Below are 17,341 nucleotides of genomic sequence, written 5' to 3' on the forward strand. Positions count from 1 at the left end.
ATGTCGGTTCTTCTCAAGACACGGGTCACAGCAATAGGACCCGAAGTGGCGGACCTCGCCGAGGGCGGCGTGGTCATCCTTTTCGCGGATGGCTCGCCTCCCGAACTGGCCGAAGTTTCCGTACTGCATAGGACGGAAGAAGGCCCGAGCGACGATGCGCCGGCGACAGGCGCCTCGATCACGCTCGGACCGGTTTCGGCGACGATAACGGCGGTTGGCTCCACGGCCTGGAGCAAGGTCCGCGAAATGGGTCATGTCGTGATCTCCTTCAACGGAGCATCCGAGGCCGAAAGGCCGGGCGAGGTTTGCGCATCCGCGGTCGATACCGGAGCGCTCGTAGCGGCGCTGACGCCAGGCGCTGTCATCACCATCGCCGCCTGATAATATCCGCGCTGTCTGTCGACGGCGCCCAAACCTAGAGTATTGCCATGGAACGCTCGACCATCGTCAGAGTGCACGAAGGTTTGCATGCCCGTCCCGCCACGCGGTTCGTGAAACTCGCCAAGGGTTTCGAATCCGATGTCGAGCTCGTCAAGGACGGAAAGGCGGTCAGCGCCAAGAGCTCGGTCAAGCTGATGCTCCTGGCTGTCAAGGAAAACCAGGAAGTCACCGTGCGCGCCAACGGCGCCGACGCGATCGAGGCGATCGAGGCGCTGATCGGCTATCTGGAGAACCCGCGCGCCGGCCTCGACGATGAGGGCGAGGCAGGTGATGAGGGCTCGCAAGCCGCAGCCGCAGCGCCCGCTCGTGAGGCCGCGCAGCCTTCTACCGCAGCGGTGGATGGAACCCCGAAACTTCAAGGCGTCGCCGCAAGCGAGGGCGTGGCGATCGGGCCGGCCTTTGCCCATTTCCCGCCGGAGATCGCGGGACCGGGCAGACGCCTGCAGGCCGATGAGATCGAGGGCGAGCTCGACCGCTTTCGCGGCGCCGTCGCCAGCGTCCAGTCCCGAATGGACCGCACGCTTGCCGGGAACAATCTCTCCGCCGGCGACCGTGGCATCGTCGCGGCCCTGCGCGACATCGCCGCCGACGACAGCCTGACCGGCGAAGTCGAAAGGCTGATCAAAGGCGGTGAGGATGCGGTCTCGGCGGTCATCGCGGCCGCGGCCACCATCGCCGCCGATTTCAGCGCGGTCGACGACCACTATCTCAACGCCCGGGCCGACGACGTCCATGCCGTCGGCCGGCAGATCTGCCTGGCGCTGCTCGGCCAGGACGAAGTCAGTCTGGAAACCATCCCGCAGGGCGCGATCCTGATTGCCGACGACATCGGCGCCTGGGATCTGGCGCGCGCGCCGCTGAAGCGCATCGGCGGCGTGGTCTGCGGCCATGGCGGCGCCACCTCGCACATCGCCATCATCGCTCGCTCGCACGGCATCCCGGCGGTGCTGGGTCTCGGCGACAAGATCAACGAACTGCGCACCGCCAAAGAGGTGGCGATCGACGGCAATGCCGGGCATGTGGTCGTCGATCCGAACGAGGCCGCGCGGGCCGACTTCACCCGGCGCGTCGAGGCTGCCGCGCAGGAGCGCGCCGGGTTGAAAGTGTTCAAGGGCCTAACGCCGACGCGCGCGGACGGCACGGTGATCGAGGTCGCGGCCAATATCGGCTCGCTGGAGGAGATCGAGGCGGCGCAGGAGGCCGGCGCCATGGGCGTAGGCCTGTTCCGCACCGAGCTGCTTTTCATGCGCCACATGCATCTGCCGTCGGAGGACATGCAGGCCGAGACCTACAGCGCGCTGGCCAAGGCGTTTGCGCCGCATCCGGTCATCGTGCGCACGCTCGACATCGGCGGCGACAAGCCGATCGCCGGCATCGAGTTTCCGGACGAGGAAAATCCCTTCCTCGGCTGGCGCGGCATCCGCATGTGCCTGGACCGGCCCGATATCTTCAAGAAGCAGCTGCGGGCGCTGTTGCGCGCCGCCGTCCACGGTAACATCAAGGTGATGCTGCCGATGGTCTCGGAGATCGCGGAGGTCACGCGCACGCGCGCGCTGGTCGACGAATGCGCGGCTGAATTGAAGGCCGAAGGCGTGCCGTATGCGGACTTCGAACTCGGCGTGATGATCGAGACGCCAGCCGCCGTGCTGATCGCGCCCGCGTTGGCGAAGGAGGTGGCGTTCTTTTCGATCGGCACCAACGACCTGACCCAGTACATCATGGCCGCCGACCGACTCAATCCGACGGTCGCCAAGCTCAACGACGTCACCAATCCGGCTGTGATGTCGGCGATCGAGCTGACGGCGAAGGCGGGTGTCGCCGCCGGCATCATGGTGGGCATGTGCGGCGAGGCCGCCGGCCGTCCGGACCTGATCCCCACCTTCATCGGGATGGGCCTGACCGAGCTCAGCATGAGCCCGGCCTCGATCCAGCGCGCCAAGAAGACGATCGCGGCCATGGCGGCAGAACGGTAGCGGATAATCGCGGCGGTCACGCTAGATGCGCGAGCAGGGTGGCGAGAACCGGTGTCAGTTCCTGGACGGCGTTGGGCTGGGCACAGGCCTGCCGGATGCGGTCCTCCCGCACTTCGGCAGCCAGCACCGCGATCTCGAGAATGTCGGGCTCGGGCGTTCCGTCCGCCTTGGTCGCCAGTCCGCAGGCAAGCGCCACGGGCGCAAGGCACCTGATGTCGAGAGACCGGTCGCCGGCGATCGCCGGGCCTGTCCCGGTTTCGCCAGGCTGAACCGGACGGTGATTGAGGCATTCGACGAGGAGAGCCGCGCAGGCCGCCGCAACCTGGTCCGTGGAGGCCGTTTCCGCCGTCGCGCCAGCCAGAAGATCCGCGTGGCGCTTGCGCATCGCGACATGCACGGCCGAAAAACTTGCCTCGTGAACACGGGGATTGTCGATGCCGTAGCCGGCGAGAACCGCGCGGGTCAGATAATACATGTCACGCCTGAACTGACGCTCGCCGCCGATCTGCCGGTCTTCATCGCCGTGCGGGAAATAGACCCGCAGGCTTTTGACGGTCGTGCCGTCGACCTTGAGCGGCCGGGAATGCGGTACGAAGGATTCGGCGATCGTCAGCGCCTCGTCGACGGCGCTCGCGGCGTGGCCGAGCAGGCTGCGGCCAGGGAAGGAAGGCAAATTGCCAGCGACATCGTGCGAGCCGGCGCTGTCGTGGCGGTTCTGGCGGATGGCGTCGCGCAGTTCCCGAAGCCGGTCCTTCAGGTTGGCGCGGACGTCTTCGGAAATTTGTCGCAGCATCGCCATTTGCCTCGAAATGCTGAAGCCTGTCACGGCTTTGGGCGCCAGCCGCCCTCTCTAGATTGTTCGTCTCGATTGGTAGATCAATAGGCGATATTTAACCAGCATGCAGAATCGGCGACGGCAGTGTCATCGCCGGGGTTGGAGGGGAAATTGGGCAGGCGACGGCAGGGTGAATCCGAAAACGGCAGGGTGGCGGCCGAGGCATCCGAGCAGGTCGTCAGCGAAAGCCGAACCGACCGCCTCAGGATCCGCGCCGCCTGGATGTATTTCGTCGAGCAGATGACGCAAAACGAGATCGCCGACGTGCTCGGCGTCGGCCGCGTTACCATCGTGCGCATGCTGGCCGAGGCCAGGGCACGCAACGAGGTGAAGATCTCCATCGAGAGCGAGCTTTTGGAGATCGTGCGGCTGGAGCGCGCGCTCGAACAGACCTTCGGACTACAGCAGGCGCTGGTGGCGCCGCTCACCGATCCCAACGCCGACCCGATCCCGGCAATCGCCGCCAAGACCGGCATGTTCCTGTCCGACGCGATGAAATCCGGCATGCGGGTCGGCGTCGGCTGGGGCGTGACGCTGTTCAACACCTTGCCCTTCATCAGCGCCAAATCGCTAACCGATTTCAGCGTGATTTCGCTGCTTGGCGGCGTCGGCGTCGCGCGCCGGGTCAACCCGGCCGAGTTCGCCTGGCGCTTCGCCCAGATCTTCCAGGGTGATGGCTATCTGATGCCGACGCCTGCGGTCGTCGACAGCGTCGAGACAAAAATCGCGCTGGTCGAGCGCTGCGGCCTGCAGGAGATTTTCGAGATGGCCGATGCGCTCGACGCCGTGCTGCTCAGCGTCGGCGGGATCGCTTCGGCCACCACCTTCTCGCGCGGCGGCTTCTTGAAGGAAGCGGACCGCGAGGCGCTGCTTGCGCGCGGCGCCGTCGGCGATCTCCTGTTCCATTTCTATGACCGTAATGGCGATCTGGTCGACCATCCCGTCAACAGCCATGTGATGTCGGTGGATGTCGACCGCCTGCGCAAGGCGCCGATCCGCATCCTCACCTCCGGCGGCGCGGAAAAGACCGAGGCGCTGCTCGGCGCCATGAACCTGATTGCGCCGACCATCCTGATCACCGACGAGGAAAGCGCACGCCGCATGCTCGCGGCGCATGGCGCTTAGGCGCGGGCATAAACTCGCCTGGCATGTTCGTGCAGCCTTCGCTGGGGATTTCAAGGATTTAAATGGTCGGAGTGGCCGGATTCGAACCGACGACCCCTTGACCCCCAGTCAAGTGCGCTACCGGGCTGCGCTACACTCCGGACCGGGTGGCGATGTATCGTGATAAGGCGGTGCGGGTCAACCGAATTCGGTGCCTATCGCAAAGGTGAAATTGCAGGCAGGGATGCAGACCTCGCCAGCCGCAATTCCCGCTGGTGCCGGTACTCCAGCGCGATCGCGCCCCAGACCAGGCCGAGCAGCAAATAGAGATGGCGCCAGTGGTCGATGTCGATGAAGGTGCCGAGGCCGATATTGCCGAGATAGGCGACATAGGCGCAGAGCAGATAGGGCTGCCACGGCCGGTCGCGCAGAAGGATGCGGAAGCCGGCGCCGATCGTCCATAGCGTCAGCGTCAGGAACGAGACGAAGCCGAGCCAGCCATAATCCATCAGCGCCTTCAGCCAGATGTCATGCGTGTCCTCGCCATAGATCGTGCCGAAGACCAGCGGGCCGATGCCGAACGGGTGCTCCATCGCCAGCTGGAAGCCGATCGAATAGCGGGCGAAGCGGCCGAGCCGCGCCGAATCGTAGCTCTGCTCGAGCTGCGCGCGCTGCGTGAACATGTCCGACACGCCGGGCAACTGCAGGATGACGATGAAGGCGATGACCAGCAGCGCCATGGCCGCGATCGTCATCACCACGACCCGCAGCCGGAACTTGCCGCTGGCGCTCTGCAGGAAAAGGCATGCGGTGAGCAGCACTGCCGACACGGCGAACATGCCCCAGGCGCCGCGCGAGAAGGAGAAGAAGACGCCGGCGCTGATGATGAGCAGCTGCACGGCCAGAAGCGGCATCCGCGACACCGGGCCGGTCAGGAGCAGGTAGAGCAGGTAGGTGCCGGGCAGCACCAGGAACGGCCCGAACACGTTCGGATCCTGGAAGGCACCGGCGGCGCGGTCGTATTTGGTGAACATTTCCGCGCCCGGAAAGGCATGGAAGTATCCGGCGATGCCGAGCAGCGACGTCGCCACCGCCGACACGACATAGGCGATGAAGATCAGCCGGTAGAGGCTCGGCTGGACCGAGGTCACCGAAGCGAAGAACACCGCGCTGAAGGCCAAAAAAAGGGAGACGGAGAGATAGAGCGGGGTGTTGGCGAGGTCGGCCATCTGGGTCATCGCGATCATGCCGCCGATGTTCATCGCCACCAGAAGCACCAGCAAGGGCACGATCGCGCGCGAGATCCGAAGCCCGAAAAGCGCCCATACCGCAATCAGCCCGGCCATGTAGATTTCATAGGGCGCCGGCTCGCTGATGACGAAGCCGGAAAGCAGGATGCCGACGCCGATCGCAGCCGATGCGATCAGCGAAATCAACTTGGCGTTGACCGCCCCAGGCGGCAACTGGTTGACAGCCGATGGCTGCAACTGGTTGACAGCCCGCGGCGGCAACTCATGGGCGACGGCGCTCAATAGGCGTTTTCCGTGTTGAGCAGGCGGATCGGTGTCAGGAACAGGATGCGCAGGTCGAACAGCATCGACCAGTTCTCGATGTAATAGAGGTCGTATTCGGTGCGCATGCGGATCTTTTCGTTGGTGTCCATCTCGCCGCGCCATCCGTTGATCTGCGCCCAGCCAGTGACGCCGGGCTTGACCTTGTGGCGGGCGAAGTAGCCGTCCACCACCTCGTTGTAGAGAAGGTTGTGCGACTGCGCGGCGATGGCATGCGGGCGCGGCCCAACCAGCGACAGTGAGCCGAACAGCGAGTTGAAGAACTGCGGCAGCTCGTCGATCGAGGTCTTGCGGATGAAGCGGCCGACGCGGGTGACGCGCGGATCGTTCTTGGTCACTGTCTGCTTGGCGGTCGGATCGGACCGGTCGGTGAACATCGAGCGGAACTTGTAGACTTCGATGATCTCGTTGTTGAAGCCGTGCCGCTTCTGCTTGAACAGCACCGGACCCTTGCTGTCGAGCTTGATCGTGATCGCGGTGACGAGCATCACCGGCGAGAAGACGATGATCCCGATGAGTGAAAAGACGATGTCGAAGGCGCGCTTGGCGACCGAGTCCCAGTCGTTGATCGGCTTGTCGAAGATGTCGAGCATCGGCACCGAGCCGATATAGGAATACGCGCGCGGCCGGAACTGCAGCGCGTTGGAATGTGCCGAAAGCCGGATATCGACCGGCAGCACCCAGAGTTTCTTCAGAAGCTGCAGGACGCGCGATTCGGCGGTCAGCGGCAGCGACACGATCAGCATGTCGATGCGTGCGATGCGGGCGAATTCGATGAGCTCGGAGATGGTGCCGAGCTTCGGATAGCCGGCGACGATCGGCGGCGAGCGCTTGTCGTTGCGGTCGTCGAAGATGCCGCAGATGCGGATGTCGTTGTAGGGCTGCTTCTCGACCGAGCGGATCAGCTGCTCGGCCGCCTTGCCGCCGCCGACGATGAGCGCGCGGCGCTCCATGCGGCCGTCGCGCGCCCAGCGCCGGATGAGGCTGGACATCACGAGTCTCAGGCCGAAGATCAGCGCGAAGCCGGCCACGAACCAGGTGCCGAACAACAGGCGCGAATAGTCTTCCGACGCCTTGATGGCGAAGGCGGTGAGCGCCATCAGCGCGAAGCTGCCTGCCCAGACCAGCAGGACGCGGCCGAAATTCGCGAGGGGGCGCATCAGCGCCGCGATCTGGTAGCAATCGGTCACGTCGAGCAGCACCACGGCCAGGAACGACGTAGCCGCGATCGCCAACGGATACTGCCAGGCCAGATAGCTGAAGAAGCCGACATAGTAGAAATAGACGCCGAGCCCAGACAGGAACAGCATCGCGAACTCGACCATGCGCAGCACGCCGCTGACCATGATCGGGGACATGGTATCACGCCGGTATTGCGAAGCGACCTGGCGCGCCACATCGTTGATGCCGCCAGGCTTTTCGCCATCGGCGGGAGCATCGTAGTTGCGCACCGCATCCATGGAAAAGCGGCGCGCGGGGTCGATCTCATTCATGGGAACTGTCCGCAAGCTTCGCGCAACTGCATAGCAAAAGAGAGCTAAGAAAGCCTTGAAACAACCGGTGGTTTTGGAGTTGTTGCGGCCCGCGGCCTATTTGTTCAGTGCCGCGAAATAGGCCTTTTCGATATCGGCGGCCATGACGTCAGCACCGAATCGGGTCTTCAGCTCATCGGCTTGCGGCATCAGTTTTCGATAGCCGTCGAAGTCGCTGAGCGCCGTCCCCATTTTGGCGGCGAGCTGGGATGCGTCGGGGCGGATCAGGGCAGGGGAGCCTTCGCCGAAGATTTCCGGAATGCCGCCGACCGCGGTCGCGATCATCGGCATGCCAGCGGCTAAAGCTTCGAGCACGATATAGGGCATCGCCTCCGCGCGGGATGGCACCACAATCAACTCGGCCAGAGCGAAAGCCTGTCTCGCCGGCATGGGCGGCAGGAATCGGACGTGGCTTTTCAGGCCGAGTCGCTCCACTTGCGCGTGGTAGCGCGGCAGGTCGTCGCCGTCGCCGACCATCACGGCGCTCAAGGGGCGTCCGAGCTCGTCGCCGGCCATAGCCAGCGCATCGATGAAGATATCCGGGCCCTTCAGGTCGCGCATCATGCCGATGTACAGGAAATCGGCGGCATTCGCCGCCGCCGTCACCGGTTCGAATTCGGCGGCGCGCAGGCCGTTATAGACAAGCGTGTTGGGTATGGGCGGCTCGCCGACCTTGCGGCGATAGGTGTTGCGCTCGTAGTCGGAAACGAACAGCAGGCAATCGGTGAAGCGCGCCATGAAACGCTCCAGGCCGAAGAACAGCTTCCCCATCGCCGTCGTTTCGTCATAGTGGAGGGAGCCGCCATGCGGCGAATAGAGGCGGGCAACGCGAAACCTTGATACCCGCAACAGTGAGCCGAACAGCCGGGCATAGGCGCCACCCTTGGCGCCGTGCCCGTGCAGCACGTCCGGCCGCAATTCCTGGATGATTCGATAGGTACGCCAGGCCGAGGCGAGGTCGCCGGGCCCGACATGACGCTGCATCGGCGTGCGATGGATCCCGAGCGCGAGGCTGTCCTTCATCGCCTCGAACAAGCGCTCCTCATAGTCGCCGCCGGTGGTCGAGTCGCAGACGATTCCCACCGCATGGCCGGCGGCGACCTGCGCCTCGGTCAGGTCGCGCACGTGCCGGAAGATTCCTCCGACAGGTGAGCGAAAGCAGTGCACGATCCTGAGGTTCACCGCCACGACGGGTTTTTCAGAACAGCCGTTCGCGGACGTAGACGGTGTCGCCGGGCAGGAGTGGATCGGATGTCAGCACCCGCCCGGTCATCACCTTGCCGTTGATATCGCGGGTGATGTCGACGCTCTCCTGATTGGCGCGCGGCGTGAAGCCGCCGGCAATGGCGACCGCCTTTTGCACGGTGAGTCCCGGCACGTAGGAATACTGCCCGGCAGCGCCCACTTCGCCCATGACGAAGATCGGCCGGTAGCGGTCGATTTCGACCGAAACGTCGGGATCGCGCAGATAGCCTTGGCGCAGCTTGTCGGCGATCGCCTTTTCCAACTGCTGCGCGGTGTGGCCGCGCGCCGGCACCGCGCCGACCAGCGGAAAGGACAGATAGCCGGACTGGTCGACGCTGTAGGTGTTGGTCAACCCGTCCTGCTCGAACACCGTGACACGGACGCGGTCGCCGGCGCCGAGTCGGTAGGGCTGATCGAGCACTTCATGAAAGGCGGCGGGTGTCGGGCGGTAGCTCGAGCAGCCGGTGAGCAGCGACAGGGCAAGCAAAGCGCGAAAGAGGGAAGCAGTGCTTTTCATGACCGGCCAGGAACCTTCATCGCTCTTGCCGCAAGCCGCGGCACAACCCCAGGAAAGTGCGACCGTTATCATCCTGTTAGGGTTAATGGGCGGTAAAGGAGCGCGGTCCGGGAGAGCGGAGATCGGTAAAAAGCCCAATTGTTCTATTGCTTTCGAGCAATCTTCTTTGAGTGCCCTCTAATAAGCATTCATTCTGATCTTAACGGGTGAGTTACCATAGTTCTTTACGGTCCAGCTTCGACTCAAAGCTCGGAGCAGGATGCATGTCCGTTCAGTCAGCGGCCGCAGACGTCGATGTCGATCTGAGACAGCTTTTCGCCAGCCTGGCGAGGAACTGGCTGCGCATTGTTTTTGTCACGCTTTTGGTCACCGGGCTGGCCTTCGCCTTCGCCTGGCTCGCGACGCCCTATTATAAAGCGACAGCCAAGCTGGAGATCGGCTCGCGCGAATCGGAATACACCCGGCCGCCGGGCACCAACGACGACGATAAGCCGATTCTCGACGAGCAGGGCGTGGCCACCCAGGTCCAGATCATTTCCTCGCCCGACATCCTCAAGCAGGTGGCGACCAAGCTCAACCTGGACAAGTTGCCGGAGTTCGACGAAACGCTGAAAATGTCGTCGCTCGGGCGTGTGCTTGTGCTCGTCGGCTTGAAAAGCGATCCCTTCGATATCCCGCCGGACGAGCGTGTGCTGAACGCCATGCACGACAAGCTCAATGTTTACGCCGTTGAAAAGACGCGCGCGATCGCGATCGAGTTCGCCTCGAAGGATCCCAAGCTTGCCGCAGCGGTCGCGAATGGCATTGCCGAGGCCTATATCGCCTCGAAGAGTGACGCCAAGCTCGAATCGAACGCCGCCGCGACCAACTTTCTGGCGCCGGAAATCGCCGATCTGCAGAATCGCGTGAGGGATGCCGAGGCCAAGGTCGCCGCGTTCCGCGCCCAGTCCGACCTGCTGATGGGCGGTAACAATTCGGTGCTTCCGACTCAGCAGCTCTCCGAGCTGTCGAGCGAATTGTCGCGTGTGCGCGCCAGCCGCGCCGCCGCCGAGGCGAGTGCCGAGAGCGTGCGCCGGGCGCTGCAGAATGGCGGTTCGCTGGACAGCGTGCCGGAGGTCCTGTCTTCCGATTTGATCCAGCGCCTGCGCGAGCGCCAGGTGGAGCTGAGGGCCAATATCGCCGATCTTTCCACAACCCTGCTGGACAATCATCCGCGCATCCGGGCGCTGAAGTCGCAGCTTGCCGATCTCGACGGCCAGATTCGCAACGAGGCGCAAAAGATCATCCGGGGGTTGTCGGCTCAGGCTCAGACGGCGAAGGCCCGCGAGGATCAGCTGATCGCGGACGTCAACACCTTGAAGGCCGCGTCAGCGCGCGCTGGCGAGCAGCAGGTGCAGCTGGATGCCTTGCAGCGCGACGCGAACGTTCAGCGCCAACAGCTTGAATCCTATATGGCAAGTTACAATGCGGTAGCCTCGCGCAAGGATCGCAGATACTCGCCTGTGGCGGCGAGCCTGATCGCGCAGGCCCAGGTGCCGTCGCAACCTTATTTTCCGAAGATCGGGCCGATCACCGGGGCCGCCGCCGCCGCTTCGCTGCTGCTGATGGCGATCGGCACGCTGCTTGGCGAGCTGTTCTCGGGCCGTGCCATGCGTCCGGCCGCCGGCGCCCGTTTCACCGATATCGAGCAGGTGGCGATGCCCGCTGCGCGCACCGAGCCGGTTGTGGCCGAAATCGAGGACGACCACAGTCCTTTCGCGTCCTATGAGACGTCCATGGCCAGCGAGCGACGTCCGGAGAGACAGCCGCCGATCGCGCAGAATGAGACATTTGAAGCCGACACCGTTGCGGCAGAGCAACCAATGCCCGAGCCGGAACCCAAGCCGGGTCCGTCCAGACTCGGCGAGATAGATGTCGACAGGGCTGCCGAGAAGTTGATCGGTTCCGGCGCCGCGCGCGCGATCTTCGTATCGCCGGAAGGCGACGAGGCGGCCGCCTCCGCCGTGCTCGTGGCGCGTGAAGTAGCTGACGCCGGCCTGCGCGTGCTGCTGCTTGACCTCACGGCATCGGGCGCCGCATCGCGGCCGATGCTGGACTCGAGCCTTTTCCCGGGTATCACCAATCTGCTTGCTTCCGAAGCGCAGTTCAGCGACGTCATCCACCCCGATCTTTATTCCGACGCGCATGTCATTCCGGTCGGCACCGCCGACCCCGTCCGCGCGATGCGCGCCGCCGATCGGCTGCCGATCATCATGCAGTCGCTGACCACGGCCTACGATCTCGTCGTGGTCGAATGCGGCCCGGCCGACGCGCAAGGCATCGGCCGCCTGGTCGGTGACGGCACCGAAGTCTTCCTGTCCATGCTGGAAGCCGACGACCAGGTGACGCAGGCCGCGGTCAAGCTGATCGAGAACGGCTATCCCAACCTGACACTGGTCACACCGGTCGGCCATGAACCGGGAGACCCATTGCCCCGACGCCGGTCGGCCGCATAAGACCGGAGGCCGGCACCGCGACGAATGGGACACGGCTCAGCCCCGGGGCAATTCTTAGCTACAAGGGCGAACCGCGGCATTTCTCGGCGACTCCTGCACTTTACATCGGCGGCGAGGCACCTAGTTTTGATCTTCGCGCTGCGCATTTTCGTGCGTGGATGATCGAGAGCGGGACCGTGAACCCTAGGCCGGCCCTCGCCGCAGCCTTCCGGCTGGAATTGCGTCAAAGACAAAGAGACAGCGCGGTTCGCCGTTTCCGTGAAACGGTGCAACCGCTCCAGAACTGAACGCCTGCCGCAGGGTCGCGGTCAAGGGCGCGTTCGGAAAGGCATTCTCGCGTGGCCTGAAGGGGCAGCGGAATCGCGATTGTCACGGCGCGCGATCGGTCAGAGCGTTGGCCCCTTCCTGCCCGGCGCAGTGCGCGCAGCAATAGATGACATCGCCCTGCTCGACGCCATGTCCCATGATCCGCACCCTGCAGTGAGGGCAGGTCGGCGCAAGCTTTTGGACCGCGCACTCGAAGCTGTCGAACGTGTAGGTTTGCCCGCCCAGGCTCACAAGAAATGCCTTGTCATAGTCGTTGCCGCACTGGTCGCACTTAGCCATGGCCATTCTCCTTCTGGGTGCGAAAACCTCCCGGCGCTCGATAGGTTCCGTTGAGTCCCTCAGGTCCCGCTTGCGCGCATCGCGCCGGGAACACGACGGCGATTGTGCGACTCTGACCAGGCCTAGCTGTCGTCTTCGGCCGCGACAGGCGCCGCCTGTCCGGCAGCCTTGCGGCGCAGCATCTTGGTCAGCTTCCAGACCGTCGGGTTGTTCTTGATGAAGGCCTTGGCGTGCGCGCCTTGTCGCAGCCCTGCCGCCAGCACCCGGCCCTTCAGCGTCAGCGGCGCAAGCACCTCGAAATGCTGGACCTCGATGTCGCACCAGAGCCGCTTGTAAGGCTCGTCGCCGACCGAGAAATCATACACATCGAAGCCAAGCTCGCAGGCTTCCTGGATGTTGTCGAAGAACAGGAAGTCGCCCGGGCTGGTGAAGGAGAGATCGTCCTCGGCGATGGCGCCGAACTCGCAGATCAGCCGCTTGCCGGACCGGCTGGAGCCGGTCACCGCGCGCAGCTTGCCCGCCACATCCAGGCCGTGCAGCAGGAAGGGCGGCTTTTCCTCGGCCAGCGCATCGGCGAACAGTGCCCGGAAGAAGTCGCGTATTTGTCTGTCGCCGAAGACATTGGCGATGCCCATCTTGGCGAAACGCACCTCCTTCATCGAGAGGAAGGCATCGAGCAGCCTGTCGACCTCCTCGGGTGTGCGCGCCTCGATGCGGCGGAAGGTGCCGACCGCCTCGAACTTGCGCGTCTGCGAGCGGTGCTTCTTGCGCTTGCGCTTGCCGCTCGCGCGCGACAGCAGCGCGTCGAACCCGCCGCCGAGATCGACCGCAAGCGCAAGGTTCGGACTTGGAAAGCCGGGCAGCGCGGCCAGCGGGTTGGCGACGCCGTCGAGGTCTGGCAGCAGCCTTTCAAGCGAGATCAGGTCGATGTCCGGCCGCGCTCGCGCGATTGCCTTGAACATCGAGCGGATCGCCTGGCCGTCGATAGCAGGCAGGAAACGCGGGTCGGCGGCGGCGAAATTGCCGTTGGCGTGGCGCCCGCCGGCGAAACGGGCAACCTTGAACGGGCCGCGTCGCACGATCTCCAGGGCCAGCGACAGCGCGGGGCGGCCATCGCAGGACAGCGTCGCGACGACCATGTCGGCGCCGGTCGCGGCCGCCCAGTTGCTCACCCAGGATGCGCTTTGCGCCGGCGCGAACAGCGCCGAGGCGCAGAATGGCACATAGTCGGCAAGGCCGGTGCCGCCGCTCGCGGTCGCAATCCACCGGTCCCGGTCGGCTCGCACCGGGCGCGCGGAAGCCTCGTTGGCCGCGACCCGATTGCCATCAAATGACGCGGTGGCGTCAACCATCCCTCAATCCTTAAGACGTATTGGTTGCAACCTGGGGTTCGCATAGGCGAATGTCGTGCTTGAATAAGCCTAGGCGCAAAAGGTGAAGGAATGATCGACGGGGGCGATGCAATCCGGAAGCTGGCGCTGAACCTTGCCCGCTACTCCGGCCTTGCGCCTCTGGCGCGGCCGTTTGTCGGCGGCATCGGCGCTATCCTGATGCTGCACCGCGTCACCGCGACACCGGAGAAGCCGAACAGCGTCAATCGGCATCTGAACATCGCTCCCACTTTCCTCGACAAGCTGATCTCGGACATGAAGGGGCAGGGTTATGCCTTTGTTTCCCTTGATGAAGCGATCGAACGCATCAAGACGGGCGGGAAAGGCGGCCAGTTCGCCACGATCACGGCCGACGACGCCTATCGCGACAACATGACCGAGGCGCTTCCGATCCTGGAAAAACACGGCGCGCCGATCGCCATCTACGTCGCCCCCGGCCTGATCGACGGCGCCGTCGATCTCTGGTGGGACGTGATCGAGGACATCGTCGACACCAGCTCGCGCCTGACGCTGACGATGGGGGGCAAGTCGACGGCGATCGATTGCTCGACACAAGGCCGAAAGATCCAGGCCGTCGCGCGGCTGAACGCCTGGCTGACCTTGGAAGTCCCCGAGGAAGAGCAAGGCGCAGCGCTGCGCGAGCTCGCCCGTTCGACTGGGTTCAAAATCGGCTCGGGCCGCCCATGCACGTTGATGAACTGGGATGAGCTTCGCATCATGGCCGCGCACCCGTTGGTGACCATCGGCGCGCACACCGTCAATCATCGGAACTTGAAGCGGCTGTCCGAGGCCGATGCGCGCCATGAGATCGGCGACGTCCGCCGCGTCCTCGCGGAAAAACTCGGCGAGGAGCCGCGTCATCTGGCTTACCCTTATGGCTATGCCAGCGCGGTCGGCTGCCGCGAGGTGGGCTTTGCCCGCGACGCAGGCTATGCCTCGGCGGTGACCACGCGGCACGGCGTGCTGCGCGCCGAGCACGCCGGCTTCCTGCACGCGCTGCCGCGCATCTCTATCAATGGCCGCTATCAGAGCCTTGCGCATATTCGCACGATGCTGTCCGGCATCACGACACCGCTGGCTAATGCGGGCAAGATGGTCGTGACGATCTGAAGTCTGCCTCGCTCTGCGCCTTGGTCAGCACTATGGCCTGATGCCTTTGAGGTCAGCCCTTCGGGCGCGGCTCGATGATCAGCCATTTAATGATGGCCATGGCCGGCAGAACCCAGAGAAAGCCGCTGAGCAGGAAGAACAGGAGATGCGCCGTGGGCCCGTATTCGGCGAGCCTGGTGACCGCGACGGCGGAGGCGATCAGCGCGTAGATGACGACCAGCGCCACCAGCAATATGGTTCCGATCAGCTTTTTCAGGCGAATGGGCATGTCGCGGTTCCGTTGACCCGCCCCGCTTAGGCCGAATGACAAGAGCGCGCAACCGTCGCGACCCGGCGCGACGGCGTGCCGCGCTGTCCAGTCTTGCCAGTTGAGCGGCCTTGGTCCACCAATCTCGCGTTTCAACCGCCGGGAATGCGAAATGGCTGCCATCACCGCCACAGCCCCCTATGCCACACGCGACCGCGACCTGCACAACCGCGCTTTGGTGCGCGGCTGGCTCTACGTCGTGCTGCTCGTGCTGGTCGCGCTGGTGCTGGTCGGCGGTTCCACTCGTCTCACCGGCTCGGGTCTGTCGATCACTGAGTGGCAGCCGATACACGGCGTCATCCCGCCGCTCAACGACGCCGAATGGCAGGAAGAGTTCCAGCGCTACCAGCAGATCCCGCAATATGCCGAGATCAACAAGGGCATGAGCGTCGAGGATTTCAAATCGATCTTCTGGTGGGAGTGGGCGCACCGCATCCTGGCGCGCAGCGTCGGGGTGGTCTTTGCCTTGCCGCTGCTGTTCTTCTGGGCGACGCGCCGCATCGAGCGCGGCCTCGGGCTGAAGCTCCTCGGCATCCTTCTGCTCGGCGGACTGCAAGGTGCCATCGGCTGGTGGATGGTAGCTTCGGGCCTGGTCGACCGCGTCTCGGTCAGCCAATACCGGCTGGCGACGCATCTGACGCTTGCCGCGCTAATCTTCACGGCGACAATGGTGGTGGCGCGAGGCTTGGCGCCGCATTCCGAGCCCGCCGCCGACCGGTCGACGCAGCGGCTCGCCGGCGTCATCGTGCTTTTGGCGCTGATCCAGATCTATCTCGGCGGGTTGGTCGCCGGGCTGCACGCGGGCCTTTCCTACAACACATGGCCGCTGATGGATGGAAAGGTGATCCCCTCCGATCTGCTTCTGCTGAAGCCCGCCTGGCTGAACTTCTTTGAAAACCCAAAGACGGTGCAGTTCGTCCACCGACTGGGCGCCTATACGATCTTTGTCGTGGCACTCTGGCATATGGTCGCGACGTGGCGGCGCCAGCCTGGCACCACCCATGCCCGCCGGGCCACGCTTCTGTTCGCGCTGGTGGTCGTCCAGGCCTCGATCGGCATCGGCACGCTAGTGATGCAGGTGCCGCTGCACATGGCATTGACGCATCAGACGATCGCGCTTGTGTTGCTTGGCTTCGCTGCCGCGCATTGGTGCGGCACCAAGGGCGCCTATCCGCTGCCGACCGATATACGCGTCAGAGGCTGAGGCGAACCTTGCGGATCGCCTCGGCGGTAGCAAGCTCCAGGTTCACGACCGCTCAGTGCTTGATGCCGAGCATCAGGTCGAGGTTCTGCACCGCGGCGCCCGACGCGCCCTTGCCGAGATTGTCGTAGACGGCCATCAGCAGTGCTTGCGCCCTCTCATCATTGGCGAAGACGTAGACCTTCATCCGGTTGGTGCCGTTATAGATCTCCGGATCGATCTCCGGCATGCGCTCCATATGGGTGTAGGGCGCGACCTCGACCACGCCGCCATCGATCGACGCATAATGGTCGGCAATCGCCGCGTGAAGCTCGGCGCCAGTCGGCACGCGGTCGAGACCGCCGAGTTGCAGCGGCACCACGGTGATCATGCCTTGCGCGAAATTGCCCACCGCCGGCTGCATGATCGGGTCGTGCGACAGCTTTGCATAGGTGCGGAGCTCCGGCACATGCTTGTGCTGCAGCGTCAGCCCGTAGGGTAGGAACTCGGGCGCGTCCTCGCCCTTGCCGACATAGTCCTCGATCATCGGGCGGCCGCCGCCGGAATAGCCGGAAATGCCGTTGACGGTGACCGGGAAGTCGGCAGGCAGCAGGCCCGCCGCAACCAGTGGCCGCAGCGTCGCGATCGGCCCCTGCGGCCAGCAGCCCGGATTGGCTATGCGTTTCGCGCTGCCGATCTTCTTCGCCTGGTCCTTGTCCATTTCGGCGAAGCCATACTCCCACCCCTCGGCCACGCGATGCGCGGTCGAGGCGTCGATCACCTTGGTCGTATCGTTCGTAATCAGTGACACGCTTTCCTTGGCCGCCGCATCCGGCAGGCAAAGGATCGCGACATCCGCCGCGTTGAGCATCTCGGCGCGGGCGGCAGTCTCCTTGCGGCGTTCCGTCGGGATGGAGATGATCTCCAGGTCGTCACGGTTGGCCAGCAGCGCCCTGATCTGCAGGCCTGTCGTGCCGTGCTCGCCGTCAATGAAGATTTTCGGTTTCATCCCTTGCCAAATTCCTCGCGATTCC

The 17,341-nt window shown here is 64.4% G+C and carries 15 protein-coding genes and 1 tRNA gene; 6 read left to right on the forward strand and 10 right to left on the reverse strand.

Going from position 1 to position 17,341, the window contains the following annotated elements:
• Together LB535_RS26080 and ptsP are read left to right on the forward strand one after the other, a co-directional pair.
• Nucleotides 1-381 carry a PTS glucitol/sorbitol transporter subunit IIA gene (locus LB535_RS26080; protein WP_140842734.1) on the forward strand — a complete coding sequence of 127 codons (381 nt, stop codon included), beginning with the start codon at nt 1-3 and terminating at the stop codon, nt 379-381.
• A gap of 47 nt (nt 382-428) precedes the next feature.
• Nucleotides 429-2,414, forward strand: a complete 1,986-nt coding sequence (ptsP, locus tag LB535_RS26085) for a phosphoenolpyruvate--protein phosphotransferase (RefSeq protein WP_224634213.1) — start codon at nt 429-431, stop codon at nt 2,412-2,414.
• Between the two features lie 16 nt (nt 2,415-2,430).
• Here ptsP and LB535_RS26090 read toward each other — a convergent pair whose 3' ends face one another.
• Nucleotides 2,431-3,207 carry a hypothetical protein gene (locus LB535_RS26090; protein WP_224634214.1) on the reverse strand — a complete coding sequence of 259 codons (777 nt, stop codon included), beginning with the start codon at nt 3,205-3,207 and terminating at the stop codon, nt 2,431-2,433.
• Nucleotides 3,208-3,360: 153 nt separating this feature from the next.
• Between LB535_RS26090 and LB535_RS26095 the strand changes: the two genes are divergently transcribed.
• A complete protein-coding gene (locus tag LB535_RS26095; RefSeq protein WP_224634215.1) occupies nt 3,361-4,374 on the forward strand; it encodes a sugar-binding transcriptional regulator in 1,014 nt (337 codons plus the stop codon).
• Nucleotides 4,375-4,437: 63 nt separating this feature from the next.
• Here LB535_RS26095 and LB535_RS26100 read toward each other — a convergent pair.
• The 5 genes from LB535_RS26100 to LB535_RS26120 form a co-directional block, all read right to left on the reverse strand.
• A tRNA-Pro gene (locus LB535_RS26100) sits at nt 4,438-4,514 on the reverse strand.
• 54 nt (nt 4,515-4,568) lie between these two features.
• Nucleotides 4,569-5,816 (reverse strand): O-antigen ligase family protein, encoded by a 1,248-nt coding sequence (locus LB535_RS26105; RefSeq protein ID WP_224634240.1) that lies wholly within the window; start codon nt 5,814-5,816, stop codon nt 4,569-4,571.
• Between the two features lie 65 nt (nt 5,817-5,881).
• A complete protein-coding gene (locus tag LB535_RS26110; RefSeq protein ID WP_224634216.1) occupies nt 5,882-7,417 on the reverse strand; it encodes an undecaprenyl-phosphate glucose phosphotransferase in 1,536 nt (511 codons plus the stop codon).
• A gap of 96 nt (nt 7,418-7,513) precedes the next feature.
• Nucleotides 7,514-8,644, reverse strand: a complete 1,131-nt coding sequence (locus LB535_RS26115; RefSeq protein ID WP_224634217.1) for a glycosyltransferase family 4 protein — start codon at nt 8,642-8,644, stop codon at nt 7,514-7,516.
• 10 nt (nt 8,645-8,654) lie between these two features.
• Complete coding sequence (locus tag LB535_RS26120; RefSeq protein WP_095767646.1) at nt 8,655-9,218, reverse strand: polysaccharide biosynthesis/export family protein; 564 nt, start codon at nt 9,216-9,218, stop codon at nt 8,655-8,657.
• 263 nt (nt 9,219-9,481) lie between these two features.
• Between LB535_RS26120 and LB535_RS26125 the strand changes: the two genes are divergently transcribed.
• Complete coding sequence (locus LB535_RS26125) at nt 9,482-11,713, forward strand: GumC family protein (RefSeq protein ID WP_224634218.1); 2,232 nt, start codon at nt 9,482-9,484, stop codon at nt 11,711-11,713.
• A 369-nt stretch (nt 11,714-12,082) separates the two neighbouring features.
• Here the strand turns inward: LB535_RS26125 and LB535_RS26130 are convergent, their stop codons facing one another.
• Together LB535_RS26130 and LB535_RS26135 are read right to left on the reverse strand one after the other, a co-directional pair.
• Nucleotides 12,083-12,319: a hypothetical protein gene (locus LB535_RS26130; RefSeq protein ID WP_073989633.1), complete on the reverse strand. Its 237-nt coding sequence runs from the start codon at nt 12,317-12,319 to the stop codon at nt 12,083-12,085.
• 122 nt (nt 12,320-12,441) lie between these two features.
• Nucleotides 12,442-13,671 (reverse strand): GNAT family N-acetyltransferase, encoded by a 1,230-nt coding sequence (locus tag LB535_RS26135; RefSeq protein WP_224634219.1) that lies wholly within the window; start codon nt 13,669-13,671, stop codon nt 12,442-12,444.
• Between the two features lie 90 nt (nt 13,672-13,761).
• Here LB535_RS26135 and LB535_RS26140 point away from each other — a divergent pair, with 90 nt between their 5' ends.
• Nucleotides 13,762-14,820, forward strand: coding sequence for a polysaccharide deacetylase family protein (locus LB535_RS26140; protein WP_224634220.1), 1,059 nt, complete (start codon nt 13,762-13,764; stop codon nt 14,818-14,820).
• Nucleotides 14,821-14,872: 52 nt separating this feature from the next.
• Here LB535_RS26140 and LB535_RS26145 read toward each other — a convergent pair whose 3' ends face one another.
• Nucleotides 14,873-15,088, reverse strand: a complete 216-nt coding sequence (locus LB535_RS26145) for a DUF2842 domain-containing protein (protein ID WP_040999884.1) — start codon at nt 15,086-15,088, stop codon at nt 14,873-14,875.
• 151 nt (nt 15,089-15,239) lie between these two features.
• On the opposite strand from LB535_RS26145, the gene LB535_RS26150 reads away from it, so the two are divergent.
• Nucleotides 15,240-16,331: a COX15/CtaA family protein gene (locus LB535_RS26150; RefSeq protein WP_224634221.1), complete on the forward strand. Its 1,092-nt coding sequence runs from the start codon at nt 15,240-15,242 to the stop codon at nt 16,329-16,331.
• Between the two features lie 52 nt (nt 16,332-16,383).
• Here the strand turns inward: LB535_RS26150 and argC are convergent, their stop codons facing one another.
• Nucleotides 16,384-17,316 carry an N-acetyl-gamma-glutamyl-phosphate reductase gene (argC, locus tag LB535_RS26155; RefSeq protein WP_224634222.1) on the reverse strand — a complete coding sequence of 311 codons (933 nt, stop codon included), beginning with the start codon at nt 17,314-17,316 and terminating at the stop codon, nt 16,384-16,386.
• Between the last annotated feature and the right edge of the window lie 25 nt (nt 17,317-17,341).

Origin of the sequence: Mesorhizobium sp. CA10 (genome assembly GCF_020165285.1) — a bacterium.
Lineage (GTDB): Bacteria > Pseudomonadota > Alphaproteobacteria > Rhizobiales > Rhizobiaceae > Mesorhizobium.